Raw genomic sequence first — 26,029 nt, 5'->3', positions numbered from 1 at the left:
ACGATTTTGGGAAACGCAGATTAACGCGGATTATTTTGATTTACTATTTTTCGATTTACGAGGTACGATTTAATGCTCAAATAGTAGATAGTAAATTGTCAAATCGTAAATTAAAATAATCTGCGTTTCAAAAAACACTGTGGTGAAATCCGCCTGTCAACTGAACAACAACATCAGATTAAGCACCGAAACCACCGCGGCGATGGTGTAGAGCACGAAGGTGCTCCAGCGCGAATTGGCGTACTCGCCCATCACACGCCGCGATGAGGTAAGCCCCACCTGCAGGAAGACGGTGAACGGAAGCTGCACGCTCAGCACCATCTGCGAAATAATCAGTCCCTGAAACGGGTCATTGATGAAAAAGATGACCAGCAACGCCACGCCTAATGAGAGGAGCACACCCAAGCGCGAATGGATATCCTTGATGTGATACGGCTCGCCGAACATCCCGGCAAAGATAGAACCTGCCGCCATCCCGCTTGTCACCGTCGACGAAAGCCCCGCCATCAGCAATGCCAAAGCAAAAATCGTACCCGCCTGATTGCCCAGCAAAGGGTCGAGCAACGATTTTGCCTGCTGCAACTCTTCCACCTGTACGCCCTGGGCAAAAAAGGTGGACGCCGCCAGCAGAATCATCGCACTGTTGATAGCCCAGCCCACGCCCATCGAAAAGAGTGTATCGTAAAACTCGTACTTCAGCAGCCGCCGGATGGAGCGGTCATCTCCTTTATTATATTCGCGGCTCTGCACCACCTCCGAATGGAGGAAAAGATTATGAGGCATCACCACCGCTCCCAGCACGCTCATGATGATAAGCAGGCTGCCCTGAGGGATGCTGGGCACCACCCACGAACGGGCGGCAAGAGGCCAGTCGATGTCCACCAGAAACAACTCGTAGAGGAAAGAAAGCCCGATGACCGACACAAAACCGATAATGCCACGCTCGATGCGCCGGTACGAATTAGTGAAAAGCAACACCACCACCAGCACCGTAGTGAGCAACGCGCCCCATACAATGGGCATCCCCACCAGCATCTGCAGGGCTATCGCTCCGCCCAATATCTCGGCAAGCGAGGTAGAGATAGAGGCAAGCACCGCACTGCCCAATATGGGGCGGGCAATCCAGCGGGGCACATAACGGTGTGCCGCCTCGCTCAGGCACAAGCCGGTCACGATGCCGAGGTGTGCCACGTTGTGCTGCAACACTATCAGCATCACCGTAGACAGGGTAACTACCCACAACAGGGTATATCCGAAATCAGAACCCGCGGCAAAGTTCGAAGCCCAGTTTCCCGGATCGATAAATCCTACGGTCACCAGCAGTCCGGGACCGATATACTTGAAGAAATCCAACCCGCCCAAATAGCGCTGGTGGTCTTTTCGTTTCAGTTCATTCAGTAGTTTTTTCAGCATAATAAAAAAGCATTTATAAGTTGACTAGTTGACTAGGTACCAGGCGACTAGGTTATAGATAGTTTTGCTTGCGTCAACAAGACTATTCAGAACCTAGTACCTAGTCAACTGGTACCTAGTCACCTAATCCCTGAAATCCAGCGTCAATTGCCTCTCGTCCTCTTTCCGCTTCGGCTTGGGAAGCAAGAGCCTGCGCACGCCCGCCGGTCCCAGCTCGTGGATGGTCTTGTCGGGAAGCTCACGGCACGTAATGAAAAAACGCGCTTTCTTCATCACCGCCCCCATCTGTTTCAACTCGTAGAAGCCGATGCGCGAGAAACGGCGCGACATCACAATCATCTTTGCCGACTTCACCCCGATGCCCGGCACGCGGAGCAACATCTCGTAGTCGGCACTCTGGATGTCGACCGGAAACAGCTCGGGATGCTTCAACGCCCACGCCAGCTTGGGGTCAATCTCCATATCCAGGTGGGGCGAAGCGTCGTCCACCAGTTCGTCTACCCTGAACTGGTAATACCGCAAGAGCCAGTCTGCCTGATACAAGCGGTTCTCGCGCACCAGCGGAGGCTGTTTCAGCAAGGGCAGGCGTTTGTCGTACGTGTTCACCGCCACATAACCCGAATAGTAAACCCGCTTCATCGTGGGCTGGCGGTAGAGCGCCGACGATACGCTGAGGATGTCCTTGTCGGTCTCGTCGGTGGCACCCACAATCATCTGCGTGCTCTGTCCTGCCGGCACAAAACGCGGGGCATGGCGGTGCAGCTTGCGCTCTTCCGCACTTTCCAGCACGCCCTGCTGAATGTACTTCATCGGCAAGTACACGCTACGATGGTCTTTCTCCGGAGCCAGCAGCTTCAGATTCCGCTCGGTAGGGATTTCCAGGTTCACGCTCATACGGTCGGCATACAGCCCCGCCTCGTGCACCAGTTCCTGACTGGCACCGGGAATACTCTTCAAGTGAATATAGCCGTTGAAACGGTGCTTCACCCGCAAGTCTTTCGCCACCCGCACCAGCCGCTCCATCGTATAATCTGGATTGCGCACCACGCCTGAGCTAAGAAACAACCCCTCGATATAATTGCGACGGTAAAACTCCATGGTCAATTCCACCAGTTCCGTCACCGAGAGCGTGGCACGCGGGATGTCGTTGCTCACCCGGTTGATGCAATAGGCACAATCGTAGATGCAATAGTTGGTCAGCATAATCTTCAGCAGGGAGATGCACCTTCCGTCCTCGGCAAAGCTATGGCAGATACCCACACCGCCCACGGTATTGCCCACACCGCCCTTCGTATTGCGGCGCACCGTCCCGCTCGACGCGCACGACACGTCATACTTAGCCGACTCGGCAAGCACCTTCAGTTTATGCAACACCTGTTCGTTCATCTCTTCCGTTATTTAGAATCATTTCAAATTCAAAGATAACAAGAGTTTCCCAGTTATGCAAACTTTTGCCAAGTTACTGTTCTTTATCCTGCTTTTTATCCCACAACACTGTCCACGTCCACATAGTAGTCTGAAGGATTGTTCCTATCCATGTAGACACGCACTTTCTTCTTAGGATTGATTTCATAACTTTCATACCAAAACGAAGCACTGCGAAATAAATGTATATGGCACTACCCCAAAAGATAAATTTCACTCATCTTGGTCATTATTCGGAAGTCCTCTGCGATGAAACACAACATCAGAGTCGTGTTCATTATCCTGAATCAAGAGGGCACAAGATTTATTTCCCTACCGACCTTGACATATCAGCTAAAAACATCATCGCCGATATGTTGATTTTTTAACGGACTATTGTAAAAACATTTGGCAAATAAATCAGTATCACAATATATAATCTGTGGTAAAAAAACAATCACAAAACACAGACAACCTGTTCAGGCAAATAGCCGCTCCGTATACGCCACTCCTGCGGATAAAGGTTATTTGCCCGATTGCCTATATTCTTGACTAATCCCAAAACCATTCCTTTATACCTTATTAATATATAGCCCTTAGGCATATCCGAAGGCAAAACTACCGATTCTTTCCGCAAATAAGCGATTGCCTGTTCATAGTTTACTTCTACAGAAGAAAATACGTCTTCACGACAAACAGACATTGCCAAAGAATGAGACGGTATCAAATCTTTTCCCTTGACTTCTGCTACCTGAATACCTCCATAAACCACATGCATTGTATCACGAAGCCGTTCATATATTTCCTGATAAGCCACCGGGAAAGCTGTTATTTTATTTTGACCGGCCACAAACGAATAGTCATCCGCCTGTTTCACCCATGCCTTGGCCTCTTTAGGTACAACCGACGGCTTACTTTTACCTCCCTTGCCCCGTCTTTCTCTATAAAGCTTGCCGCATGGGGCTGCATCCGTTTCTCCCGACTTGCGCAAGACCGCCATAAACAATCCCTCGCCTTCGGTGTGGTGAGGCAGGAAACGATAGACAGGGAAATCTTTTCCAGCCAAATTGCCGGAAATGTTCCATCCGGGCTGCACTTCTACCGGAAGAACTTCCGCCCCCAGTTCCTCGGCGATCCATGCCACATTGTCCTCGTTTTCCTCCCGATTGTACGTACACGTGCTGTACACCAACAACCCGCCGGGCTTCAGGCAATGCCAGATATCACGCACAATGCGGCGCTGGCGTTGCCAACATAGCGTCACATTCTCCACACTCCACTCTTCTACCGCCACGGGGTCTTTCCGGAACATGCCTTCGCCCGAACAGGGCACATCGGTTAGGACAACATCGAACAACTCGCCCAACGGTGCAAAGTCCGCAGGGTCATTATTCAAGACTACCGTACCGGGATGCCCCCACTTCGTCACATTTTCCGCCAGCACCTGCACCCGGTTGCGCATCACTTCATTCGCCACCAGCAGGCTTCCTTCGGGCAAGACCGAACGTGCCAGCGTAGACTTTCCTCCCGGAGCGGCGCAAAGGTCGAGCATCACCACCGGCTCGTGCACATATTGCGTCAAGACCTGCTCGAGAAACATCGAGGAAGCTTCTTGCACGTAATAGCATCCGGCATGAAACAAAGGGTCGAACGTGAATGTAGGACGGGAAGCCAAGTAATAGCCCGACCCGCACCACGGCACCTGACGCCCGCTGGCAGGCACGGCATCCGTCTTCAAACGGTTCATACGAATACTGACCGGAGGTTCCTTGGCAAGCGTTTCACGAAAAGCGGCAAACTGCCCTTCACCCAGCAAGCCACCCGTCCGGGTTATAAAATCGACAGGAAGATTCATAAGCATCTATTATAATAATGAACGGCAAATTTAAATAAAAATCGCGAGATTATCCTCAATACCGGAGAGGATTCAAGCATGCGTTTTGACAAACATAAGTGAGTCGGCCGTTTCACATAAGTAACTCGCGCATTTCACCTAAGTGAGTCAGCCCTCTCACTTATGTTCGTTTGCGAGAGCTTTTGGGCAATCTTTGAAAAAGAATGTTTGCGCATTCGGCCGAATCTGATTACCTTTGCCCAAATTTCAAGCAAACACGACAAGAATGAAACAATACTTAGACCTACTCAGACGCATCCGCACCGAAGGCGTGCAAAAGCATGACCGTACGGGAACGGGCACCATCAGCATATTCGGACACCAAATGCGCTTCAACCTTGCGGACGGATTCCCGCTGGTGACTACCAAGAAACTGCATCTCAAGTCCATCATCCACGAACTGCTTTGGATGTTGAGCGGAGACACCAACGTGCATTACCTGCAAGAAAACGGCGTGCGCATCTGGAACGAATGGGCGGACGCGGACGGAAACTTAGGACACATCTACGGATACCAATGGCGCTCATGGCCCGATTACGAAGGAGGGGTTATCGACCAGATAGCGGAAGCCGTAGAGACCATCAGACACAATCCCGACTCGCGGAGGATTATCGTCAACGCATGGAACGTGGCGGACCTGAAAAACATGAACCTGCCGCCTTGCCACATGTTCTTCCAATTTTACGTGGCGGACGGAAAGCTGAGCCTGCAAATGTACCAGCGCAGTGCCGATTGTTTTCTGGGCGTACCGTTCAACATCGCCTCGTATGCCCTCCTGCTCCAAATGATGGCGCAAGTGACGGGACTGGAAGCCGGTGAGTTCATCCATACGTTAGGCGACGCGCACATCTACCTGAACCACTTGGAACAAGTAGACCTGCAACTGACCCGTGAGCCTCGCCCGCTCCCGAAAATGAGATTGAACCCGGACGTAAAGGACATCTTCGGCTTCAAATATGAAGACTTCGAACTGACCGATTACAATCCGTGGCCACATATCGCAGGAAAAGTATCTGTATAAACCATACTCACCATGATTACCATCATCGCAGCTATCAACAAAAACCGGGGACTCGGTTTCGAGAACAAATTGCTTTATTGGTTGCCCAATGACCTGAAACGCTTCAAGGCATTGACCACGGGACACACCATCATTATGGGACGAAAGACTTTCGAATCGTTTCCGAAAGGGGCATTGCCCAACCGGAGAAACATCGTACTAAGCAAAGGTGACCACAACTTTCCGGGTGCCGAATGCTTTCACTCGCTGGAAGAAGCCCTGATGCATTGCTGCAAAGAAGAAGACATATATATTATAGGTGGAGCCGGCTTGTATGCCGAAGCCTTGGCTATCGCCGACCGGCTTTGCCTGACCGAAATAGAAGATGACAAGAAAGAAGCGGACGTATTCTTTCCGGAAATCGACACGACCCACTGGAAAGTGGTGAACCGGGAAACGCATTCCGTTGACGAAAAGCATGCCTACGCATACAGTTTCGTAGATTATGAGAGAGGTTAACTAGATCCATCCGCTGTAAGATTAATAATCTTCAGGCTGCAAGATTATTAATCTTACAAGCGGAAGATTATTAATCTTACACCAGACGAAGTTATCCGGTCTTTCCCGATGGCACACTCCTTTTGGGAATTCCATTTTTCGATTTCAACACTGCGCTTAATCTGCACTTCGGCTCTCTTGCCATTGACCGTGATGCGCATACAGATGGGGGCTTCCCCGTTTTTGAGGAGCTTTGATTTCTTCAGAAAGAAGAGTACCGTAAAATAGTTTCTTTGCATTGCCATACCTGCATATTTTTTAGGGTGTAAAAATACTGTTTTATCAGGTAGTTGCAAGTTTGCAAAACACAGAAAATCAGATAAGTATGATACAAATAGGTGGACTTTGTTCCGATGGAAATCAAGTCCACCTATTTCACCTGTTTTTATTGCCCCATTTTGCCCCGAAATGCAGGTGGGAGATAAAAGAAAAACCGCTGATAATGATTGATTATCAGCGGTTTTCGTTGTTTTACCATTTGATTAAGTGATCCGCTTGGGGCTCGAACCCAAGACCCCAACATTAAAAGTGTTGTGCTCTACCTGCTGAGCTAGCGAATCAAACCTGTTTGCCATCATTCCTGATTGCGTGTGCAAAGGTATAACTTTTTTCCGAATCTGCAAAGGATTCTTCAAAAAAAGTACAAATATATTGCCTTTTTGGCTAAATATTCCTCAATAAAATGCCTGACAAATTGATTAGTTTTCGATTTTTCCCTACATTTGGCAAGATATTTGTAACGTTTCTGACGAAACCATATGATTTAAAGAATATAACACTTATGATGTACTGGATTTTATTTATTGCCATTTCCCTTATCAGTTATTGGGTACAGGCTAACTTGAAACGAAAGTTCGACAAGTATTCACACATTGCGCTAACCAATGGAATGACAGGCAAAGAGGTTGCTGAAAAAATGCTACGCGACAATGGCATCTACGATGTCCGGGTTACCAGCACACCGGGTATGCTCACCGACCATTACAATCCTGCCAACAAAACCGTCAATCTCAGCGAAGGGGTCTATAACACGTGCAGTGTAGCCGCAGCAGCCGTAGCCGCACACGAATGCGGACACGCCGTACAACACGCACGGGCCTACGCTCCGCTTCAGATGCGTTCGGCGCTAGTACCCGTGGTGCAGTTCTCTTCTTCCATCGTGCAATGGGTGTTATTGGCAGGAATGTTCCTCATCAATACGTTCCCCCAACTGATGCTTATCGGCATCTGCCTTTTTGCGATGACCACGTTGTTCAGCTTTATCACCTTGCCGGTAGAAATCGATGCAAGCCGACGTGCCCTGGTATGGCTGAAAGGGGCAGGCATCACCAATGCCTATAACCAGACTCAGGCTTTCGATGCCTTGAAATCGGCGGCATATACCTACGTAGTGGCTGCATTGGGGTCGCTTGCCACATTGATTTACTACGTGTCGATTTTCACCAACCGCCGCTAGTAAAGATATTTTGCGAGTTCCTATTTTGCCTTTTACAAATTACGGCTGCTTATGGCTACAAAATGGTAATCAGTAAATGGTAAATGATAAAGGTTTTTTCCGTAATTTTGCGACCACAAACTTTTAAAACCGATTTATTATGGCAACAAAACCAGGCATTCCGAAAGGAACCAGAGACTTTTCGCCCGTGGAAATGGCGAAACGTAATTATATATTCGATACCATCCGCAAGGTATTCCACCTCTATGGGTTCCAACAGATAGAAACCCCCTCTATGGAAAACCTTTCTACGCTGATGGGCAAATATGGCGAAGAAGGAGACAAACTGCTCTTCAAGATACAAAACTCGGGAGACTACTTTTCGGGACTTACCGATGAGGAGCTGCTCTCACGCAACGCGGCCAAGTTGGCAAGCAAATTTTGCGAAAAAGGCTTACGCTATGACCTTACCGTTCCTTTTGCCCGCTACGTGGTAATGCACCGCGAAGAACTGACATTCCCTTTCAAACGCTTCCAAATTCAGCCCGTATGGCGTGCCGACCGACCGCAGAAGGGACGTTACCGGGAATTTTACCAATGTGACGCCGATGTAGTGGGAAGCAACTCACTCCTGAACGAGGTAGAACTGGTGCAGATGATTGATACCGTATTCACCCAATTCGGTATCCGTGTCGCCATCAAGATAAACAACCGCAAAATCCTGAGCGGTATAGCCGAAATCATCGGCGAAGCGGACAAGATAGTAGACATCACCGTAGCCATCGACAAGCTGGACAAAATCGGACTAGACAATGTCAATGCCGAACTTGCCTCAAAAGGTATCCCACAAGAAGCTATCGACAAGCTTCAGCCCATTATCCAGCTGAGCGGAACAAACGAAGAAAAGCTCGACACCCTGAAACAGGTGCTCGCCGCCAGCCAGACAGGAATGAAAGGCATCGAAGAAAGCGAGTTTATCCTGAAGACACTTGCCGGACTGAATATCCGTTCGGAAGTGGAACTTGACCTCACTCTGGCACGCGGCCTGAACTATTACACGGGTGCCATCTTCGAAGTGAAAGCCCTTGACGTACAGATAGGAAGCATCAGCGGAGGCGGACGATATGACAACTTGACAGGTGTATTCGGCATGGAAGGTGTATCGGGCGTAGGCATCTCATTCGGTGCCGACCGTATTTATGACGTTCTGAACCAGCTCGACCTGTATCCGAAAGATGCATCGGCTGGCACACAAGTGTTGTTCGTTAATTTCGGTGAAGCAGAAACTGCTTATGTACTTCCGATTCTCGCGAAAGTGCGTGCGGCAGGCATCTCTGCCGAGATTTATCCCGACAGTGCCAAGATGAAGAAACAGATGAGCTACGCCAATGCCAAAGCGGTCCCTTTCGTAGCCATCGTGGGTGAAAACGAAATGCAGGAAGGCAAAGTGACACTTAAGAATATGGCGACCGGAGAGCAGGCTTTGATCACTCCGGACGAGTTGATTGCCTCTTTCTGATAAAGTTGACAAGGTAACAAGTTGACGAGTTGACAAGGTTTTAGAAAATACCAGTAGATAAAAGGAGTCAGAAGGAGTTAAATGCCAATAGCACAAAAGTATTGGCTTCCAACTCCCTTTAACTCCTTGCCGGCTAAATGCGGACATTCATTTCACACACCATCCGGTTGATGCCAGCACGACTATTTAAAGCCTTGTAGCCCAGTCATCTCGTTACCTCATCGCTTGAAACTTTCAATTGCTTTTTCGGTGTAATCCCCAACTCTTTCAGCATCTCCGCCTGGCGGATGACGTTGCCTTTTCCTTCCGAAAGTTGTCCCAATGCCGTGTCGTATGCCGAAGAAGCCGCTTTCAGCGTATCCCCTATCCGTTCGAAAGTCTCGGTAAACCCTACCAGCTTCTCATAAAGTGCAGTGCCACGACGCACAATTTCCTGAATGTTCTTCTCCTGATATTCCCGCTTCCACAGGTCGAGTGCCAACCGGAGCGCAGCTATCAAGTTGGTAGGACTCATCAGCACCACCTTCTTGCGGTAGGCATAGTTCCACAGGTCAGGGTCCGCCTGCAGGGCAAGCACATAGGCAGGCTCGTTGGGGATGAACATCATCACGAAATCCAGCGAGGCGATGTCGTAGCGCGAATAATCCTTACGGCTCAGCTCGTCGATGTGGGCACGTACCGATGTCAGGTGCGCCTTGAGCAGACGCTCCTGCTCCTCGCGGTCTTCGCTTACCACATAAGCGGCGTAAGCGGTGAGCGACACCTTCGAGTCGATGATTACGCGGCGGTTATCGGGATACATCACCAGCACATCAGGCTGGAGCCGCTGCCCTTCTTCGTTGCGTACAGGATTCCCCTTCTCATCTTTCAAGAACTCTTGGCGGAAATATTCCTCGCCCTCACGCAGTCCTGAGTTTTCCAGAATGGTTTCCAACACCATTTCCCCCCAATTACCCTGCATCTTCGAGTCTCCTTTCAGTGCACGGGTCAGGTTGTTGGCATCATCGCTGATTTGCTTGTTCAGCTGCACCAGCTCCTTGATGCGGTCTTCCAGCGAGAAACGTTGTTTCGATTCTTTGTCATAAACCTCTTCCACCCTATGCCTGAACTCCTTCAGATTGTCACCCAAAGGCTTCAGCAAGGCTCCCAAGCTTTCTGCGCTCTGGCGGTTGAATGCCTCAGCGCGCTGGCGGAGTATCTTGTCGGCTAAGGTTTCAAACTCCAGTGCCGAGCGTTTGTGCAGGTCTTCCATCTCGCGCTTCTGCTCTGCCAGCCTTTCTTCGGAACGGCGGCGTTCGGCTTCTATCAATTCGTGAGCGTGCATTTCCTGCATCTTCAGCTGTACTTCCAGTGTCGCACCTTTCCGCGATGCAAGCAGCCAGCCTGCCACGCATCCCACGACAAGCCCGATAATCAAATATAGTATTTCCATACAAACAAGTTTTTTTACGGAGAACAAAGATAACAATTTCATTACAATCGTTACAATTGTTACAATTACAGTTAATCGAAAATCGTTTTCGAGTCATCCGGAATGAAAAAGAAAGAATTATCTATTTATATACTATATTATATATAATATATATAATATAAATTTTATAGCCACTTTTATCCTGTACGAATAAAACCGTTTTAAAATAACTGTAATTGTAACAATTGTAACGCCCCCTTACAAAACTTACAAATGACAAATGCTACATTGAATTTTCAAAAGCCGGTGATACAATTGACGGCATTGTCATTTCTGCTGGAATTGTAAGGATGATAACCGTAAGGAGTTTAAATAAGTTTAAAGCGCTGCCGGGACTTAAGCCAACAACGCTGATTTTTGTGTACTTTCGCACTGATTTTTAAAAGTTCAGAACAATGGAATTAAAAAGGAGCAAGGCAGAGTGGATGCGCCGCTATGCCAGTTTTGTCATTATTCTTTTTGTCATCGCCTTGGGCACCTCGTTGTCTATCCGCGCCAATCTCGGGTCATCACCTATATCCGCCCCACCCTATATCCTCTCGCTGATACCGGGGATGAAGATGACGATGGGCCAGCTCACCATCTGCATGCATGTGTTCTTCATCTTGATTCAGATGCTGCTCTTGCGCAAGGATTTCGAGAAACGCCAGTACACCCAGATTTTGGTTTCTTTCCTTTTCGGTTTCTACACCGACCTCACCATGTGGCTCACCGCGCCGCTACAGGTGCCTTTCGAGCTCAATCCGGTGGCAGGTTACCCGTTGCGTTTCATCGAACTGCTCGCCGGAGGTGCCATATTGGCATTCGGCATCGCCTGCGAGGTGCGCTGCGACTCGTTGATGCTTGCCGGCGAAGGGCTTCCGCTTGCCATCTCCCGTTTTCTCAGAAAAGATTTCGGCAAGGTGAAAATCTGTTCCGACACCTGCTTAGTATGCATCGGCACCGTTTTCATGTTCGTCTATTTCGGGCACTGGAGCTGGAAGATGGTGGGCGTAGGCACGTTGGTATCCATGTTCTACGTCGGAATCATGGTACGGGTATTCTCGCCTCACCTCCAGTGGTTAGACCTGATTTTCATCCCCAAAGGCGAGCGCCGGAAAGCTGCCCCACAAACCAGCGACAAGTGGAGAGGCAACCACGTCATCACCATCGCGCGCATGTACGGGAGCGGAGGCGATGCCATCGGTGCGGAAGTGGCACGCCGTCTGGGATGCCCCTGCTACAACCGCCAGCTCATCGACCAGACGGCACAACAGATGGGATATTCCGCCGACTTCGTGGCACAGAACGAGCAAACCCTTTCCACCTCCCGCCTGTGGGAAATGATATTTGCCGACAGCGGCATACCGGCATCCATGAACCCCTCGAAAGAAGACGCCATCTACGTCAGCCAGAGCCGGACTATCCGCGGGTTGGCGCACAAAAGCCCTTGCGTCATCATCGGCAGGTTAGGAAACTGGATTTTGCGCGATGACCCGCACGTGCTCCGTGTCTTCATCATGTCGGGACGGGACTTTGCGGTCAAGCAGCTTGCCGACAAACTCCACCTTTCGGCAACAGATGCCGCCAGAAAAATCGAACAGGTCAACACCGGACGTGCCAACCACTATTGGCACTACACCGGCAAGCAATGGACCGACATCAATGGCTACGACCTGATTATCAACACCGAGCGGACCGGAATCGATGGAGCCGTAGACATGATTCTGCGTGCCGCAAGGCAGATAGCCTGAACCGGCAAGGCATATAAGTGCGCCGCCCGATGTACCTATATGCATCTGTCCACGCAGCTATGTGGCAGACATCATGCTGACAGAATGTCAGAAAAACACTTTGGCACGGTTTTGGTAGAGAGAAAGGTGGCTTGCATGGACAAGCCCGATAGAATTTAATGAATAACGTATAAAAATATAAACATTATGAACATTAAACCATTAGCAGACAGAGTGCTAATTCTTCCGGCACCTGCAGAAGAAAAGACAATCGGTGGCATCATCATCCCCGATACAGCAAAAGAAAAACCGTTGCAAGGTGAAGTTGTAGCCGTAGGCAATGGCACAAAAGACGAAGAAATGGTCCTGAAAGCAGGCGACCAAGTATTATATGGCAAATATTCGGGCACAGAAATCGAACACGACGGTGTAAAATACCTGATTATGCGTCAAAGCGATGTGCTCGCCGTACTCAATTAATAATGAATAATGAACAATTAAAAACGAAGAATCATGGCAAAAGAAATACTTTTCAATATTGATGCCCGCGACCAGTTGAAGAAAGGCGTGGACGAACTGGCAAATGCCGTAAAAGTGACACTGGGTCCGAAAGGACGTAACGTCATCATCGAAAAGAAATTCGGTGCTCCGCAAATCACGAAAGACGGTGTAACCGTAGCAAAAGAAATCGAACTGGCAGACGCTTTCCAGAACACCGGCGCACAGTTGGTGAAATCTGTAGCTTCGAAAACCGGCGACGATGCAGGCGACGGTACAACTACTGCAACCGTACTGGCTCAGGCTATCGTAGGCGTAGGACTGAAGAACGTAACCGCCGGTGCCAACCCGATGGACTTGAAGCGTGGTATCGACAAAGCCGTAGCGAAAGTCGTTGAATGCATCAAGGCTCAGGCTGAAACCGTAGGCGACAACTATGACAAGATAGAACAAGTAGCTACTGTATCTGCCAACAACGACCCGGTTATCGGTAAACTGATTGCCGACGCTATGCGTAAGGTTTCGAAAGACGGTGTCATCACCATCGAAGAAGCCAAAGGTACCGACACCACCATCGGCGTTGTAGAAGGTATGCAGTTCGACCGTGGATATCTGTCTCCTTACTTCGTAACGGATACAGAAAAGATGGAATGCGTAATGGAACGTCCGTACATCCTGATTTACGATAAGAAAATCAGCAACCTGAAAGACTTCCTGCCTATCCTCGAACCTGCCGTACAGAGCGGACGTCCTTTGCTGGTTATCGCAGAAGATGTAGATAGCGAAGCCTTGACCACATTGGTTGTCAACCGCTTGCGTGGCCAGTTGAAGATTTGTGCCGTTAAGGCTCCGGGCTTCGGCGACCGTCGTAAAGCCATGCTGGAAGATATCGCTATCCTGACGGGTGGTGTTGTCATCAGCGAAGAAAAGGGTTTGAAACTGGAACAAGCCACTATCGACATGCTGGGTAGCTGCGAAAAAGTTACCATCACGAAAGAAAACACAACCATCGTGAACGGTGCCGGTGACAAAGACAACATTTTGGACCGTATCAACCAAATCAAGGCTGAAATCAAGAACTCTACTTCCGACTATGACAAGGAAAAACTTCAGGAACGTCTTGCCAAATTGTCGGGCGGTGTAGCCGTGCTTTACGTAGGTGCAGCCAGCGAAGTGGAAATGAAGGAAAAGAAAGACCGTGTAGACGATGCTTTGTGCGCGACACGTGCGGCTATCGAAGAAGGTATCGTTCCGGGCGGTGGCGTAACCTACATCCGTGCCATCGATGCACTGGAAGGCTTGAAGGGTGACAATGCCGATGAAACCACCGGTATCGAAATCATCAAACGTGCCATCGAAGAACCGTTGCGCCAGATTGTTGCCAACGCCGGCAAGGAAGGTGCAGTAGTTGTTCAGAAAGTACGTGAAGGCAAAGGTGACTTCGGCTACAATGCACGCACAGACGTTTACGAAAACCTGCATGCCGCAGGCGTGGTAGACCCTGCCAAGGTAACCCGTGTAGCATTGGAAAATGCGGCTTCTATCGCCGGTATGTTCCTGACTACAGAATGTGTCATCGTAGATAAGAAAGAAGACAAGCCCGAAATGCCGGCACCCGGAATGGGAGGCATGGGTGGCATGATGTAATATATCTCTTACCCGATAAAAAGAAAGCGGGGGTACGTAAAAGTGCCTCCGCTTTTTTTGTGTTTTTCACTGAACCGCAGATTAACGCAGATTTTCGCAGATAATATTGCAAGAAAGACTCTGTAAAAATAAAATAATCCGTGAAAATCTGCGTTAATCTGCGGTTTTCTTCGTACTTTTAGGGACACGAAACTTAAACCTGAAAGCTTATGACGAAAGAAGAATTGATGCGCAAAGCTATAGAACTGTCGGTACGCAATGTAGCCGAAGGAGGAGGCCCCTTTGGAGCCGTCATCGCACGCAACGGGGAAATCATCGCCACAGGTACCAACCGAGTAACCTCCGACCACGACCCTACCGCCCATGCCGAAGTAAGCGCCATCCGTGCCGCTTGCCGGAAACTGGGGACATTCGACCTGAGCGGATGCGAAATCTACACCTCGTGCGAACCTTGCCCCATGTGTCTGGGAGCCATCTATTGGGCGCATCTGGACCGCATGTATTACGGAAACGACAAACACGATGCCGCCCGTATCGGATTCGATGACGCATTCATCTACAAAGAACTGGAACTGAATCCTGAAGACCGCCGCCTGCAAGCGGAACGCCTCTTGCCCGAAGAAGCCCTCAAAGCTTTCACCGACTGGGAAAATAAAACGGACAAAACAGCGTACTAATGATTAATGTGCTAATGTGGCAATGTGCTAATGTGGCAATGTGCTAATGTGGCAATGTGCTAATGTGGCAATGTGCTAATGTAACAATGCGATAATGTGGCAATGTGACAATGTGGCAATGTGATAATGTGGCAATGTGATAATGTATTCTCACATTAGCACATTATTCATTAGCACATTATTCATTAGCACATTAATCATTATTCATTAGCACATTAACAAAAAAGGTTGCAAAGCTCTACGCCCTGCAACCTCCATTATTCATTCCATTTTCATTTACTTTTTACTACATTCAAAAAAATCCTAATCTTCTGTCAACGTGTCATGTCTTCCCAGATACGCACATTGTTGTTCTTCATTTCCAGAAGACCTGTTACAAGAATTTTTTTCATCCTTTTAAGCATACTAGTTATCCTGTTTTTATGTTTTACGACACAAAAATACAGGTTTACGACATATGTTATTATATTTAAAAGCAGTTTTTCGCATTCTTCTCGCAAATTCTTGATATAAATCAAAAGACGTTGATTTTTCTTGGAAACTATACCATCAAATAAAAAAAGATTTAAAAGCCAATGAATGTCGGGATTAATTCGTAACTTAACCCTCGAAAACAACAAATATACACCTTTATGGTAGACATCTATTGCAAAAACAACAATTCCACCCAAAGTTTTCCCGAAGGGAGCAGTTTGCTCGACATCTATAACGGTTTCGGACTGGATATGCCTTATGGCGTGGTAAGCGCCAAGGTAAACAATAAAGTAGAAGACCTGAACTTCAGAGTATACTATAATAAGGATGTCGAGTTCCTCGACATCACAAATCCTTCAGGAATGCGCACTTACTTCCGCTCGTTGTGTTTCATTCTGGTCAAGGCGGTAGAAAAACTCTATCCTCAAGGAAGCATCTCGCTGGAGCATCCTGTATCAAGAGGTTATTATTGCGATTTGCATCTGGACCGTTCCATCGGACTAGACGATGTGATTCGCATCAAGCAGAAAATGCAGGAAATCATTGCAGCAGACATCCCTTTCCAGCGCATCGAGTGCCACACCAGACAAGCGGCCGAAATGTTCCTCCAGCACGGGATGATGGACAAGGCAAAACTCCTCCGCAGCTATGACCAGTTATACACATTTTACTATCGGCTGGGAAACACGACGGATTGCTATTACGGAAGCCTCGTCCCCAGCACCGGATACATCCGTTTGTTCGACATCGTAAAATACTATGACGGACTACTCCTGCGCATCCCTAACCGGAAAGACCCTACCCGGCTGGAAGAAGTGGTAAAGCAAGAAAAAATGCTGGAAGTATTCCAAGAATACCATCGCTGGAACGAGATCTTAGGCATCGCCACCGTAGGCGATTTCAATATCGCGTGCCAGAAAGGGCTTGCCACCGAGCTGGTCAATGTATCCGAAGCACTTCAGGAAAAGAAAATCGTCCGCATCGCCGATGAAATCACCCACCGTGACCAGAACGGGGAACGTGTCAAACTGGTCCTGATTTCGGGACCGTCCTCATCGGGAAAAACCACCTTCAGCAAGCGCCTGAGCGTACAGCTCATCACCAACGGCATGCGCCCTTACCCTATCTCGCTGGACGATTATTTCGTGAACCGCGACGATACCCCGTTGGACGAAAACGGGAAGCACGATTTCGAATCATTCTATGCCCTCGACCTGCCTTTTTTCGAATCGCAATTACAAGATCTGATAGCCGGTAAAGAAATTGAACTTCCACGCTTCAACTTCGTGACAGGAAAACGGGAAATGAGTGGCAGGAAACTCCGTATCAATGACAACATGATTCTGATACTGGAAGGCATACACGCACTCAATCCCGAACTGACACGCCACATTCCGGAAGCGAACAAATTCAAAATCTATGTATCGGCACTGACCACTATCCAACTGGATAATCATAACTATATCCCAACGACAGACAACCGGCTCCTGCGCCGCATCATCCGCGACTCGAAATACCGGGGAAGCAGTGCCGAGGATACCATCAACCGGTGGGAAAGCGTACGTGCAGGAGAAGAAAAGTGGATTTTCCCTTACCAGGAATATGCCGATGCAATGTTCAACTCCGCCCTTCTGTTCGAGCTTGCCGTGCTGAAAGACTATGCCGAACCCCTCTTACGCAAAGTACCGAACAATTGTCCGGCGTATTCGGAAGCCAACCGCCTGCTTCGTTTTCTGGGCTATTTTACGTCTATCCCCGATAATCAGTTACCACCCACCTCGCTCCTTCGCGAATTCTTGGGTGGAAGCAGCTTCAGATATTAATTCCCGCAGTGTGCCACCGTGCCCACTGTGGTGAGAATATTAATTTTACACATACTTTAAAACGATGAACGAAAGAAAATACATATTCGAAGTGTGCGCCAATTCGGTAGAAAGCTGTCTTGCCGCACAAGAAGGAGGAGCCCAGCGCGTAGAACTGTGCGCCGGCATCCCCGAAGGAGGGACTACCCCTTCGTATGGTGAAATCAAGACCGCACGCCGGATGCTCGACATCCGTCTGCATGTCATCATCCGCCCAAGGGGAGGCGATTTCCTGTATTCTCCCATCGAAGCAGAAACAATGCTGGAAGATATCCGCACGGCACGTAAGGCTGGTGCCGACGGACTGGTGTTCGGATGTCTCACACCGGAAGGCAACATCGACCTGGCACTGATGCAAAAACTGATGGAAGCCAGCGGAGACACCCCTGTCACCTTCCATCGTGCCTTCGATCATTGCCAGAATCCTTACCGGGCACTTGATGAACTGGTATCATTGGGAGTGACACGCATCCTTACTTCGGGCCAGCAACCTACCGCCCCTCAAGGTGCCCCTCTTCTCAAAGACCTGCAAGTATATGCCAAAGAGCGCATCATCCTTCTTGCCGGATGTGGCGTGAACGAAACAAATATCCGAAAGCTGGCACAAGACACCAGCATCCGGGAATTCCATTTCTCTGCCCGCGAGCAAGTGAAGAGCCGTATGCTTTTCACCAATCCAGGAGTCACAATGGGAAGCAAAGATGCAGACGAATATACCCGCGATGTCACTACATCCCGACGGGTACGGGCTACAATTGAAGCATTATGCGGAACACCGTATGACTAATCATTCAGCCTGAAACGCCAAGCGCAACAACATGCAGGGTCTGTCACGTCGGGAAAGCATGAAATGCACTCGCACGAGATGCGCTCGTCAATGGTACGGGCGAAACCTGCATACTCTATCTCGCCTACTGGCTTGCAAGGATGGAAAGGCATTCCTTTCCGTTCGCGTGCCCGTTGCACCCGGCATTCACGGGTACGGTACACCAATGTTTTCCTTTCGGCATCCATGATGATATCCGCCTCGTTCAGATTCGCATAAAAACGGCATTGCAAGGCACGGGCAAGTCCTTCTAAGCCGGGCCGTTCGGGCAAGCCCAAGAACGCCTTGATGCGCTTGGCTTCAATCACGGTAAACCTCCGCCAAGCCTCGGCATCGTGATGCATCGCCTCGTCCATCCCACGCATCCGCTCTACCGACTGAAACCACACGCCGTCCATCGCCAGCCAGTTTTTCGAATAATCTTCTATCAACCGTATCAACTCTTCTTTGGATAGTGAAAGCAAAAATTCGTTTTTCATTATGCTTCTTTTTAATGAATCCCGCATCTTGCCAATTAACTTGTAGGGGCAGGGTTTGCCTGCCCGAAAACATCCACGTGGACGCATACGAGCGGGCGAACCCCACCCCTACATTGGCTAATTGCAGAATATATCAAAATAGTAAATAATGCCAATCAGGAGTTAAAAGGGAGTTATAGGAAGTTATCTTCCGCTGGGCGGGCTGGGAGTTAGATGCCAATACCCCTTGCACTGTTTTCAGAGAGACAGGGCTATTGGACTTTAACTTCTGAATGAAGTGATAACTCCTGTGCAACTTAACTACGTTTAACTCCTGATTCGTATAAATAGTAAATTATCAAATCGTAAATTGATTAATCTGTGGTGAAAACCAATCTTTTACAACCCATGAACCGTATGCAATAACTGGTCGCCCATGCCGATGGTATAGCCATGCGACTCGAATACCACACGGTTGAACGTATCGGCTACGATGAAAACCGGAAGACGGGTGCCAGCCTGAAGCTTCATCTCCTGCCGGATAGCGGCCTCTATGCTTCCGTCAGCATCAATACCGAAAACTACGGTCGAAGGCAAGCCTTCTATCGGAGCCGACTGATATTTCTCGTATGCGGCACGTGAGGGGAAAAGCAACACAATCTTCCGTCCCCATTTCTCCAGTTCCGAGGCTTTGGCGGCGATGTCCTTCAAGGCATGGTTGGTAGGCTCATCACCCACGCCTAAAATGCCCACAATGAAATAGCCCCTGCCCGTGGTGAGCAAAACCGAAGTCTCCCCGCCTTCCGGAGTCTGGAACTTGGATTCCGAATTGAAGCTGCCTATCACACTGACCGCCTCCTCACTCTCACGCATCACCAGTCCTGCATCGGTTTCCTTATCCTGCTCCACGCCAAAGAAAGACACTTGCGCCAGCACGCCTCCCTTAGCCAGACGGGTGCCGGACACCAGCATGTAATAGCCTGCCGGAACCGGGACCGGTTCTTTGAACAACTTGCTCCAAGGCTCGAAATCGGGATAAACCTGCAAGGCAAACCCTTCTCCATCGAAACGGGACAAGGAGAAATGGCGTGCATACGACGGGTCACCCAGACGGGGTATCGGCGTATAGTCCAGCTTCAGCGTGCCTTCCGCCACTTGTTCCGAACGTCCGCTTTCGAAATCTACCGCTACGTCCTTATCGTTCTCCTTATATAATACATATCCCGTCACACGGTCTATCCATGCGGGAATGCCGAGCGAACGTGCCACCGCTACAAAGAACGTGTTCCGCGAAGTCCGGTCTGCCATACGGCTTTTCCATACCCCTTCGGGAGAAATCACCGTACCCACCGTGCACAAGTCATCCCGGAGCGTCAGGCTATCCTTGCACCATTCCACCAGTTCCAAAGGTTTCTCGCGGAAACGGGCGGCATCCGTTTCGGGTATCTCACGCTGGAAGAACGAACGGTAAGGAGTCAGCATTTCGTATCCGATGCGCGGAGCCAAGACCGTAGCCACATCCGCCAGCGAATCCGTATGATACAGATGGTCGTCCAGCACGCTTGCCTCCGCATCGCGCAAGTCTTTCTCGGCAAGTGTGCCCAGCAAATCCAGCGCACGACTCCGCATCTCCCGTCCTGCCGCTTCTTTCAAGAAAGCCTCTATCTCCGAAGCGTTTCCGCGCGAAGCCACGATATAGGGTGCAACCGCTTCTGCTTCATATCCCGTTTCCGAGGCAAAGGCACGAATCGCGTCCGCACTGGGGAAGGAAGCGATATACGCATGGCGGATGGAGTCTTCCCGGTTGAAACGGATATCGTTCTCAGCGCGTTGCTCCGGCGTGACTTCCGGAAGTGTCGGGTCACCTGCGGGAGGAACGATGTCAAGCGAGAACGAAAGCGTGTCGCCTACCTGATGTTCGAGCCGGAGTTTTACTTCCTTGTCTTTTCCGAAAGACACTTTCTGTATTCCGAACGCACGGCCTTTCACCGCCAGCACCACCATATCTCCCAGTCCGGCGGAAAGGCTTGCCCGTCCGTCCGCACCTGTCTTCTGGGATGAAACCGGATAAAACTCCGCATAGTTATAGATGCCAAAGCGCACGCAAGCATCTCCGACGGGCTTCCCGTCGATATCCGTTACGAGTACTGTTACCGGTGCGTTCTGCGCATAGTTTCCTATCACATTTATTTCGGTATAATTGGCGGTGGTGCGCATCACCTCTTCCGGTCCCTCGTAATAGCCGAACACCTTGGTATGCATCAGCATGCCGCGGCTTGCCGGCTCGTTGAACCAGCCCAAATTAAGCACCGGCTCAGGCTCGCACGCTCCCAGGAAATACCATTTCCCGTCTACCCAAGCCTCTACCCACGCATGATTGTCGTCGGTATGTGCCCAGCGGGGCGTATAGACCTGCCGTGCCGGAATGCCCACCGAGCGGAGCGCAGCCACAAGGAAAGTAGACTCCTCTCCACAACGTCCGTAAGCCGTCCGCACCGTGGCAAGGGGCGAACTGGTACGCGCGTCCGAAGGCTGGTAATTCGCCTTCTCGTGGCACCAATGGTTTACTTCGAGTACGGCATCATACATAGACAAGCCCTCCAGGCGTGGCATCAATTCATCATGAAACACCATACGGGAACGGTCGAGCGCCTCATTATTCACCCGCACCGGAAGAACGAAGTGCCGGAACACCTCATCCGGAATCGATTGTCCCCAGGCCGTCTCCTCGCGTGTGGCGAACGAGCTTCGGACGTTCTCCAAATAAAACTCACCGGAATAATCGGTCACATCTCCTACCGGCATATAGGCATACAAAAACATCAGGGCATCCCGCTCATCGGATGTCAATCCTTCATCATCGAACACACCGAAGAAATCCCCTTGTGAGAACAAAGCCTTTTTCTCTTCGAAATCCGCCTTCACTTGCTTCTCGAACGGAGATGTACATGCAGACAATAATGCACATAGCATACCGACACAAACTAATTTTCTCATAAGTCTTGCTTTTTATATTCCTCATTTCACAAAAACAACCTGTAGGGGCAGGGGTTGCCTGCCCTTGCTTTACTTACCCTTCCCAATTCGCCACGCAGTGCGTGACCAATCTTGTAGGGGCGTATCGCATACGCCCTGAATACATCTACGCAGATTAGTGGACGCATACGGGCGTATGCGATACGCCCCTACATAGATGTTTCCCCGTCACACTGGATTTGCAATCCGCATCATCAACAAATGGCTCCGGATTGCAAATCTGGCATGACTGAACAAAGATAAAGAAAAAACGATTCATTCTCAAATTTATTTCCTACCTTTGCGAAAGTTAATCAAATCCGGCTTATGGCAATACATTCAAGTCAAGTACAGACACAGACACAGCAACAAGTACAAACCTTGTCGCCCCAACAGATTTTAGCGGTCAAATTACTGGAACTCCCTACGGTAGAACTGGAAGAGCGCGTCCACGCGGAACTTCTGGACAATCCGGCACTGGAAGAAGGCAAGGAGCCTTCTGGAGATGACCTGCACGGCGATGAGGGGGAAGACTATGCCACCACCGACCAGGACGGCGAGCCCAACACCGATTATGGAGAAGATCTCTCATTGGGTGACTATCGTACCGAAGATGACATCCCCGACTACAAACTACAAGAGAACAACCGCTCAAAAAACGATACTCCCGAAGACATACCCTTCTCGGACAACGTCTCTTTTTATGAAACCCTGAAAGAACAGCTTGACATGCAAGCCCTGACACCCGAAGAAAAGCAATTGGGAGAATACCTTATCGGTTCACTCGACGATGACGGGCTTTTGCGGAAAAGCATTGACTCCATCATCGACGAACTTGCCATCTACCAAGGCATCAGCACCACACCCGAAGAAGTAGAACACGTCTTGTCTGTCATCCAGGACTTCGACCCCGCCGGAATCGGAGCAAGAAACCTGCAAGAATGCCTGCTCCTGCAAATCAGACGGAAAGAAGACTCACCCTTGAAACAAATCGAATACAACATTATCGACAAATGTTGCGATGACTTCACCAAAAAAAACAAAGACAGAATCTTACAAAGACTGAACATCACTGAAAAACAATACAACGATGCTGTAGCAGAACTGGTAAAACTCAATCCGCGTCCTGGAAGCTCAATGGGAGAAGCCATCGGGAAAAACCTGCAACAAATCATTCCCGACTTCATCGTTGAAACCGAAGACGACGGCACCATCAGCCTCAGCCTCAACAACCACAACGTACCTGAACTCCGGCTGAGCCGCGAATTCACCGACATGCTGGACGAGCATACGCGCAACAAAGCGAACCAAAGCAAGGAATCGAAAGATGCCCTCCTGTTCTTGAAACAAAAAGTAGACGCAGCACAAAACTTCATCAATGCCGTAAAACAACGCCAACAAACCCTGATGAGTACCATGCAGGCAATTATCGACCTGCAACGCCCCTTCTTCCAGGAAGGAGACGAATCGCTCCTCCGCCCGATGATACTGAAAGACGTGGCAGAACGTACCCATCTGGATATATCTACCATCTCACGCGTGAGCAACAGTAAATATGTGCAGACCAACTTCGGTATCTATCCGCTCAAATTTTTCTTCAGCGACGGATATACTACCGAAAACGGCGAAGAACTTTCTATCCGCGAAATCAAGCGTATACTGAAAGAATGTGTAGACCATGAAGACAAGAACGCACCCTATACTGATGACGAACTTGCCAATATACTGAAAGACAAAGGCTACCCCATCGCACGGCGCACTGTAGCCAAATACCGGCAGCAACTGAACATCCCTGTAGCACGACTAAGAAGATAAAAACAATGGAAGATACAAACATCCCCGACCAACTGACTTATCACGACCCCGTACAACGGAGTCCTAGAGAAGAAAAAGACCCGTGGATAACGGCAGCCCGTATCCTGTCGGCTGTATTCACCCCCTTTATGGTCCCTTTCGTAGCCTTTGTCCTGCTCTTTCTCTTCACTTACCTGCGCATATTGCCACTCCAATACAAACTTATCGTGCTTGCCATAGTGTATTGTTTCACCATCCTCTTGCCGATGCTGAGCATATATCTGATGCAGAAAATCAACGGATGGTCTCTTCATGAACTAGGCAAACGCGAACGGCGCTATGTACCCTATATCCTTACCATCCTGAGCTATGTAGGATGCCTTGTCACGATGTACCGTTATCATCTTCCCCGCTATATGGGCGGCATCATTGTGGCAACCTTGCTCTGTATGGTCATCTGTGCGCTTATCAATCTTAAATGGAAAATCAGCACCCACATGGCAAGCGGCGGCATGATGATAGGCGGATTGCTTTCATACAGTTTTATATTCCAGTTCAATCCTACGTGGTGGCTCTGCATCTTCATCCTGCTCACCGGCATGCTAGGCTCGGCACGCATCATCGTCCGTCAGCACACCTTGAATGAAGTGGGCGGAGGCTTCCTCATCGGACTGTTCTGTGGGATTATCGGAATATTGTTTATCTGAATCCGGCTCACTCCAGTTCCAATGCTATCACCGTATCAATATCCGTCGGTATTTTATCAAGCAAAAGCGTGTAACCTACACGGTTCTTCTCGTATTTCACGGGTGTTCCGTTTACGAAATAAAAAGCTTTCTTTACTTTCTTGCCGGTAAGCGGAAGAAACAAAGCCTTGTCTTGCAGGTTAAGGATGTGTACATAAAGCTTATTGCCTTTTTGGGTGGTGCCTCCCCAAGGATGCGGACCGACACATCCGCCACGTGTGCCATAAATGGTCTCACTGTAAACTTTCATCCACTCACCTATCTCCGCCAGACGTTGCAACGCCACTTCGGGCAATTCTCCATCGGGCTGCGGACCAATATTCAATAATAAGTTAGCATCTTTCACGGCTGCACCCACCAAGTATTGAATCAAGTCTTTAGCCGACTTATAGTTTTGGTCTGTAATCTTATACCCCCACATACCGTTCATCGTCTGGCAGGTTTCCAGAGGCAAAGAACTAATGTCTTGTCCCGAAAGCCCGGCTTTATTTTCTCCCGGAAGGTCGCGTTCGAAGATTTGAATATCTTCTCCCGGAAAGGGTATGAGGTGATGATTGTTAGCCACCAGGCAGGAAGGTTGCAATCGATGAATCAAAGCATATTGCTCATCCAATTCCCAATCAAAGCCGGGATTCTGATCCTGATCCCATACACCGTCGAACCAAATAGCACCGATAGGGCCGTAATGGGTCAGCAACTCAGTCAGCTGGTTGTTCATGAAAGTATAATAGCTCCTCCAGTTCCCTTTTGGGTTAGGACGCCCCGTTCCACGTCCCGTACGTCCCCATACCGCATCTTCACGGTACCAGTCGATATGCGAATAATAAAGATGTAAACCGATGCCCTGCTTACGACATTCATCGGCAAGCTCCTTCAGCACATCACGCTTGAACGGTGTGGCATCCACAATGTTATAATCCGAATATTGCGTATCAAACATCGAAAAACCTTCGTGATGACGTGTCGTAAAAGTAATATACTTCGCCCCCGATGCTTTAATGGCACTCACCCACCTGGCTGCATCAAACTTCGAAGGAAAAAATCCCCCAGCCAGCTTAGCGTACTCCTTATAGTTCAGGTTCTTGTTAGTCATGGTCCACTCACCTGTTGCCAGCATGGCATACAATCCCCAATGCAGGAATATACCGAATTTCTTGTCACGGAACTCTTGGCGGGCTTTCAAATTCTCTGCGGTAGGCTGATAAGTTTGAGCCTTAACGGAAAACATCAAACCGCACATCAATAAAAGCAATAAAAGTCTTATCCTCATAATAATTTCATTTGATATTGTCAAATCCATCTTGTACGCTTGCAGTTACCTGCAAAGTATTTATCCGATAATCCAACGGCTACCAGGTATATACGAAATCAGTTTTGTTGTAACAAAACAACTGATAAACGTCAATAAAGTAACGAGTGGAATAGCAATGGACAAAAATAAAAAATATCGCTGAAAAAATCGAACGAAACAACAGATTAACGCGATAAAATAGCAATCAGAAGAAAATCACGGAAAAAATTAGAAGCTGTTTTGAATTTATCGTGCGATGATTTGGGATGAGTTTTTGAGGCATTTTCGCTTCTGTGATGAGGAAGATAGCGGGCTATCTGACGAAGAACAGGAGC

At 49.1% G+C, this 26,029-nt stretch carries 19 protein-coding genes, 1 tRNA gene and 1 pseudogene; 12 read left to right on the top strand and 9 right to left on the bottom strand.

Going from position 1 to position 26,029, the window contains the following annotated elements:
- Nucleotides 1–156 precede the first annotated feature (156 nt).
- The 3 genes from B5F78_RS04920 to B5F78_RS04910 all read right to left on the bottom strand — a co-directional run bounded on the left by B5F78_RS04920 (nucleotide 157) and on the right by B5F78_RS04910 (nucleotide 4,672).
- The gene (locus B5F78_RS04920; RefSeq protein ID WP_430746767.1) at nucleotides 157–1,413 is read right to left on the bottom strand and encodes an Nramp family divalent metal transporter; all 1,257 of its coding nucleotides are present in this window, start codon (nucleotides 1,411–1,413) and stop codon (nucleotides 157–159) included.
- Between the two features lie 123 nt (nucleotides 1,414–1,536).
- Nucleotides 1,537–2,799 (bottom strand): putative DNA modification/repair radical SAM protein, encoded by a 1,263-nt coding sequence (locus B5F78_RS04915; protein WP_022039835.1) that lies wholly within the window; start codon nucleotides 2,797–2,799, stop codon nucleotides 1,537–1,539.
- 475 nt (nucleotides 2,800–3,274) lie between these two features.
- The gene (locus tag B5F78_RS04910; RefSeq protein ID WP_087406188.1) at nucleotides 3,275–4,672 is read right to left on the bottom strand and encodes a methyltransferase RsmF C-terminal domain-like protein; all 1,398 of its coding nucleotides are present in this window, start codon (nucleotides 4,670–4,672) and stop codon (nucleotides 3,275–3,277) included.
- A gap of 265 nt (nucleotides 4,673–4,937) precedes the next feature.
- Between B5F78_RS04910 and B5F78_RS04905 the strand changes: the two genes are divergently transcribed.
- The gene (locus B5F78_RS04905) at nucleotides 4,938–5,732 is read left to right on the top strand and encodes a thymidylate synthase (RefSeq protein ID WP_013617267.1); all 795 of its coding nucleotides are present in this window, start codon (nucleotides 4,938–4,940) and stop codon (nucleotides 5,730–5,732) included.
- Between the two features lie 12 nt (nucleotides 5,733–5,744).
- Nucleotides 5,745–6,230 carry a dihydrofolate reductase gene (locus B5F78_RS04900; protein WP_087406178.1) on the top strand — a complete coding sequence of 162 codons (486 nt, stop codon included), beginning with the start codon at nucleotides 5,745–5,747 and terminating at the stop codon, nucleotides 6,228–6,230.
- Between the two features lie 95 nt (nucleotides 6,231–6,325).
- Here B5F78_RS04900 and B5F78_RS04895 read toward each other — a convergent pair.
- Together B5F78_RS04895 and B5F78_RS04890 are read right to left on the bottom strand one after the other, a co-directional pair.
- Nucleotides 6,326–6,514 (bottom strand): annotated as a pseudogene (locus B5F78_RS04895) (Arm DNA-binding domain-containing protein); the annotation flags it as partial.
- 242 nt (nucleotides 6,515–6,756) lie between these two features.
- Nucleotides 6,757–6,829, bottom strand: a tRNA-Lys gene (locus B5F78_RS04890).
- A gap of 221 nt (nucleotides 6,830–7,050) precedes the next feature.
- On the opposite strand from B5F78_RS04890, the gene B5F78_RS04885 reads away from it, so the two are divergent.
- Entirely contained in the window at nucleotides 7,051–7,725 is a 675-nt protein-coding gene (locus B5F78_RS04885; RefSeq protein WP_087208727.1) for a zinc metallopeptidase, read from the top strand.
- Nucleotides 7,726–7,864: 139 nt separating this feature from the next.
- Nucleotides 7,865–9,223 carry a histidine--tRNA ligase gene (gene hisS, locus B5F78_RS04880; protein ID WP_022039844.1) on the top strand — a complete coding sequence of 453 codons (1,359 nt, stop codon included), beginning with the start codon at nucleotides 7,865–7,867 and terminating at the stop codon, nucleotides 9,221–9,223.
- 205 nt (nucleotides 9,224–9,428) lie between these two features.
- Here hisS and B5F78_RS04875 read toward each other — a convergent pair whose 3' ends face one another.
- Nucleotides 9,429–10,655: a DNA recombination protein RmuC gene (locus B5F78_RS04875; protein WP_087406177.1), complete on the bottom strand. Its 1,227-nt coding sequence runs from the start codon at nucleotides 10,653–10,655 to the stop codon at nucleotides 9,429–9,431.
- Between the two features lie 434 nt (nucleotides 10,656–11,089).
- On the opposite strand from B5F78_RS04875, the gene B5F78_RS04870 reads away from it, so the two are divergent.
- The 6 genes from B5F78_RS04870 (at nucleotide 11,090) to B5F78_RS04840 (ending at nucleotide 18,351) form a co-directional block, all read left to right on the top strand.
- Complete coding sequence (locus B5F78_RS04870; protein WP_087406176.1) at nucleotides 11,090–12,427, top strand: cytidylate kinase family protein; 1,338 nt, start codon at nucleotides 11,090–11,092, stop codon at nucleotides 12,425–12,427.
- Between the two features lie 186 nt (nucleotides 12,428–12,613).
- A complete protein-coding gene (locus tag B5F78_RS04865) occupies nucleotides 12,614–12,886 on the top strand; it encodes a co-chaperone GroES (RefSeq protein WP_022039847.1) in 273 nt (90 codons plus the stop codon).
- Nucleotides 12,887–12,919: 33 nt separating this feature from the next.
- Nucleotides 12,920–14,551, top strand: a complete 1,632-nt coding sequence (gene groL, locus B5F78_RS04860; protein ID WP_087208725.1) for a chaperonin GroEL — start codon at nucleotides 12,920–12,922, stop codon at nucleotides 14,549–14,551.
- A 209-nt stretch (nucleotides 14,552–14,760) separates the two neighbouring features.
- Nucleotides 14,761–15,228 (top strand): nucleoside deaminase, encoded by a 468-nt coding sequence (locus tag B5F78_RS04855; RefSeq protein WP_087406175.1) that lies wholly within the window; start codon nucleotides 14,761–14,763, stop codon nucleotides 15,226–15,228.
- Between the two features lie 632 nt (nucleotides 15,229–15,860).
- Nucleotides 15,861–17,525 carry a nucleoside kinase gene (locus tag B5F78_RS04845; RefSeq protein ID WP_087406174.1) on the top strand — a complete coding sequence of 555 codons (1,665 nt, stop codon included), beginning with the start codon at nucleotides 15,861–15,863 and terminating at the stop codon, nucleotides 17,523–17,525.
- A 64-nt stretch (nucleotides 17,526–17,589) separates the two neighbouring features.
- A complete protein-coding gene (locus tag B5F78_RS04840; protein WP_087406173.1) occupies nucleotides 17,590–18,351 on the top strand; it encodes a copper homeostasis protein CutC in 762 nt (253 codons plus the stop codon).
- Here B5F78_RS04840 and B5F78_RS04835 read toward each other — a convergent pair.
- Both B5F78_RS04835 and B5F78_RS04830 read right to left on the bottom strand, forming a co-directional pair.
- Nucleotides 18,348–18,869, bottom strand: coding sequence for a DUF6125 family protein (locus tag B5F78_RS04835; RefSeq protein ID WP_087406172.1), 522 nt, complete (start codon nucleotides 18,867–18,869; stop codon nucleotides 18,348–18,350). The genes B5F78_RS04840 and B5F78_RS04835 overlap by 4 nt on opposite strands.
- A gap of 378 nt (nucleotides 18,870–19,247) precedes the next feature.
- Complete coding sequence (locus tag B5F78_RS04830) at nucleotides 19,248–21,845, bottom strand: transglutaminase domain-containing protein (protein ID WP_087406171.1); 2,598 nt, start codon at nucleotides 21,843–21,845, stop codon at nucleotides 19,248–19,250.
- Between the two features lie 345 nt (nucleotides 21,846–22,190).
- Here B5F78_RS04830 and rpoN point away from each other — a divergent pair, with 345 nt between their 5' ends.
- Nucleotides 22,191–23,678 carry an RNA polymerase factor sigma-54 gene (gene rpoN / locus B5F78_RS04825; RefSeq protein WP_087212661.1) on the top strand — a complete coding sequence of 496 codons (1,488 nt, stop codon included), beginning with the start codon at nucleotides 22,191–22,193 and terminating at the stop codon, nucleotides 23,676–23,678.
- A 5-nt stretch (nucleotides 23,679–23,683) separates the two neighbouring features.
- Complete coding sequence (locus tag B5F78_RS04820; RefSeq protein ID WP_204502458.1) at nucleotides 23,684–24,364, top strand: phosphatase PAP2 family protein; 681 nt, start codon at nucleotides 23,684–23,686, stop codon at nucleotides 24,362–24,364.
- 7 nt (nucleotides 24,365–24,371) lie between these two features.
- Here the strand turns inward: B5F78_RS04820 and B5F78_RS04815 are convergent, their stop codons facing one another.
- On the bottom strand, nucleotides 24,372–25,673 hold the full coding sequence (locus tag B5F78_RS04815; protein ID WP_087406170.1) for an alpha-L-fucosidase: 1,302 nt from the start codon (nucleotides 25,671–25,673) through the stop codon (nucleotides 24,372–24,374).
- Nucleotides 25,674–26,029: the final 356 nt, after the last annotated feature.

Source organism: Bacteroides sp. An279 (assembly GCF_002159615.1).
In the GTDB taxonomy this organism is placed as follows: Bacteria; Bacteroidota; Bacteroidia; order Bacteroidales; family Bacteroidaceae; genus Phocaeicola; species Phocaeicola intestinalis.
The sequence above is the reverse complement of the archived record's forward strand: the minus strand, read 5'-3'. Positions and strand labels throughout refer to the sequence as shown.

Coding starts and splice junctions, on each gene's coding strand:
- B5F78_RS04920 (WP_430746767.1), bottom strand. CDS start 1,413: ATGCTGAAAAAACTACTGAATGAACTGAAACGAAAAGACCACCAGCGC.
- B5F78_RS04910 (WP_087406188.1), bottom strand. CDS start 4,672: ATGAATCTTCCTGTCGATTTTATAACCCGGACGGGTGGCTTGCTGGGT.
- B5F78_RS04885 (WP_087208727.1), top strand. CDS start 7,051: ATGATGTACTGGATTTTATTTATTGCCATTTCCCTTATCAGTTATTGG.
- B5F78_RS04915 (WP_022039835.1), bottom strand. CDS start 2,799: ATGAACGAACAGGTGTTGCATAAACTGAAGGTGCTTGCCGAGTCGGCT.
- B5F78_RS04865 (WP_022039847.1), top strand. CDS start 12,614: ATGAACATTAAACCATTAGCAGACAGAGTGCTAATTCTTCCGGCACCT.
- B5F78_RS04815 (WP_087406170.1), bottom strand. CDS start 25,673: ATGAGGATAAGACTTTTATTGCTTTTATTGATGTGCGGTTTGATGTTT.
- groL (WP_087208725.1), top strand. CDS start 12,920: ATGGCAAAAGAAATACTTTTCAATATTGATGCCCGCGACCAGTTGAAG.
- hisS (WP_022039844.1), top strand. CDS start 7,865: ATGGCAACAAAACCAGGCATTCCGAAAGGAACCAGAGACTTTTCGCCC.
- B5F78_RS04870 (WP_087406176.1), top strand. CDS start 11,090: ATGGAATTAAAAAGGAGCAAGGCAGAGTGGATGCGCCGCTATGCCAGT.
- B5F78_RS04830 (WP_087406171.1), bottom strand. CDS start 21,845: ATGAGAAAATTAGTTTGTGTCGGTATGCTATGTGCATTATTGTCTGCA.
- B5F78_RS04875 (WP_087406177.1), bottom strand. CDS start 10,655: ATGGAAATACTATATTTGATTATCGGGCTTGTCGTGGGATGCGTGGCA.
- B5F78_RS04855 (WP_087406175.1), top strand. CDS start 14,761: ATGACGAAAGAAGAATTGATGCGCAAAGCTATAGAACTGTCGGTACGC.
- B5F78_RS04845 (WP_087406174.1), top strand. CDS start 15,861: ATGGTAGACATCTATTGCAAAAACAACAATTCCACCCAAAGTTTTCCC.
- B5F78_RS04900 (WP_087406178.1), top strand. CDS start 5,745: ATGATTACCATCATCGCAGCTATCAACAAAAACCGGGGACTCGGTTTC.
- B5F78_RS04835 (WP_087406172.1), bottom strand. CDS start 18,869: ATGAAAAACGAATTTTTGCTTTCACTATCCAAAGAAGAGTTGATACGG.
- rpoN (WP_087212661.1), top strand. CDS start 22,191: ATGGCAATACATTCAAGTCAAGTACAGACACAGACACAGCAACAAGTA.
- B5F78_RS04840 (WP_087406173.1), top strand. CDS start 17,590: ATGAACGAAAGAAAATACATATTCGAAGTGTGCGCCAATTCGGTAGAA.
- B5F78_RS04820 (WP_204502458.1), top strand. CDS start 23,684: ATGGAAGATACAAACATCCCCGACCAACTGACTTATCACGACCCCGTA.
- B5F78_RS04905 (WP_013617267.1), top strand. CDS start 4,938: ATGAAACAATACTTAGACCTACTCAGACGCATCCGCACCGAAGGCGTG.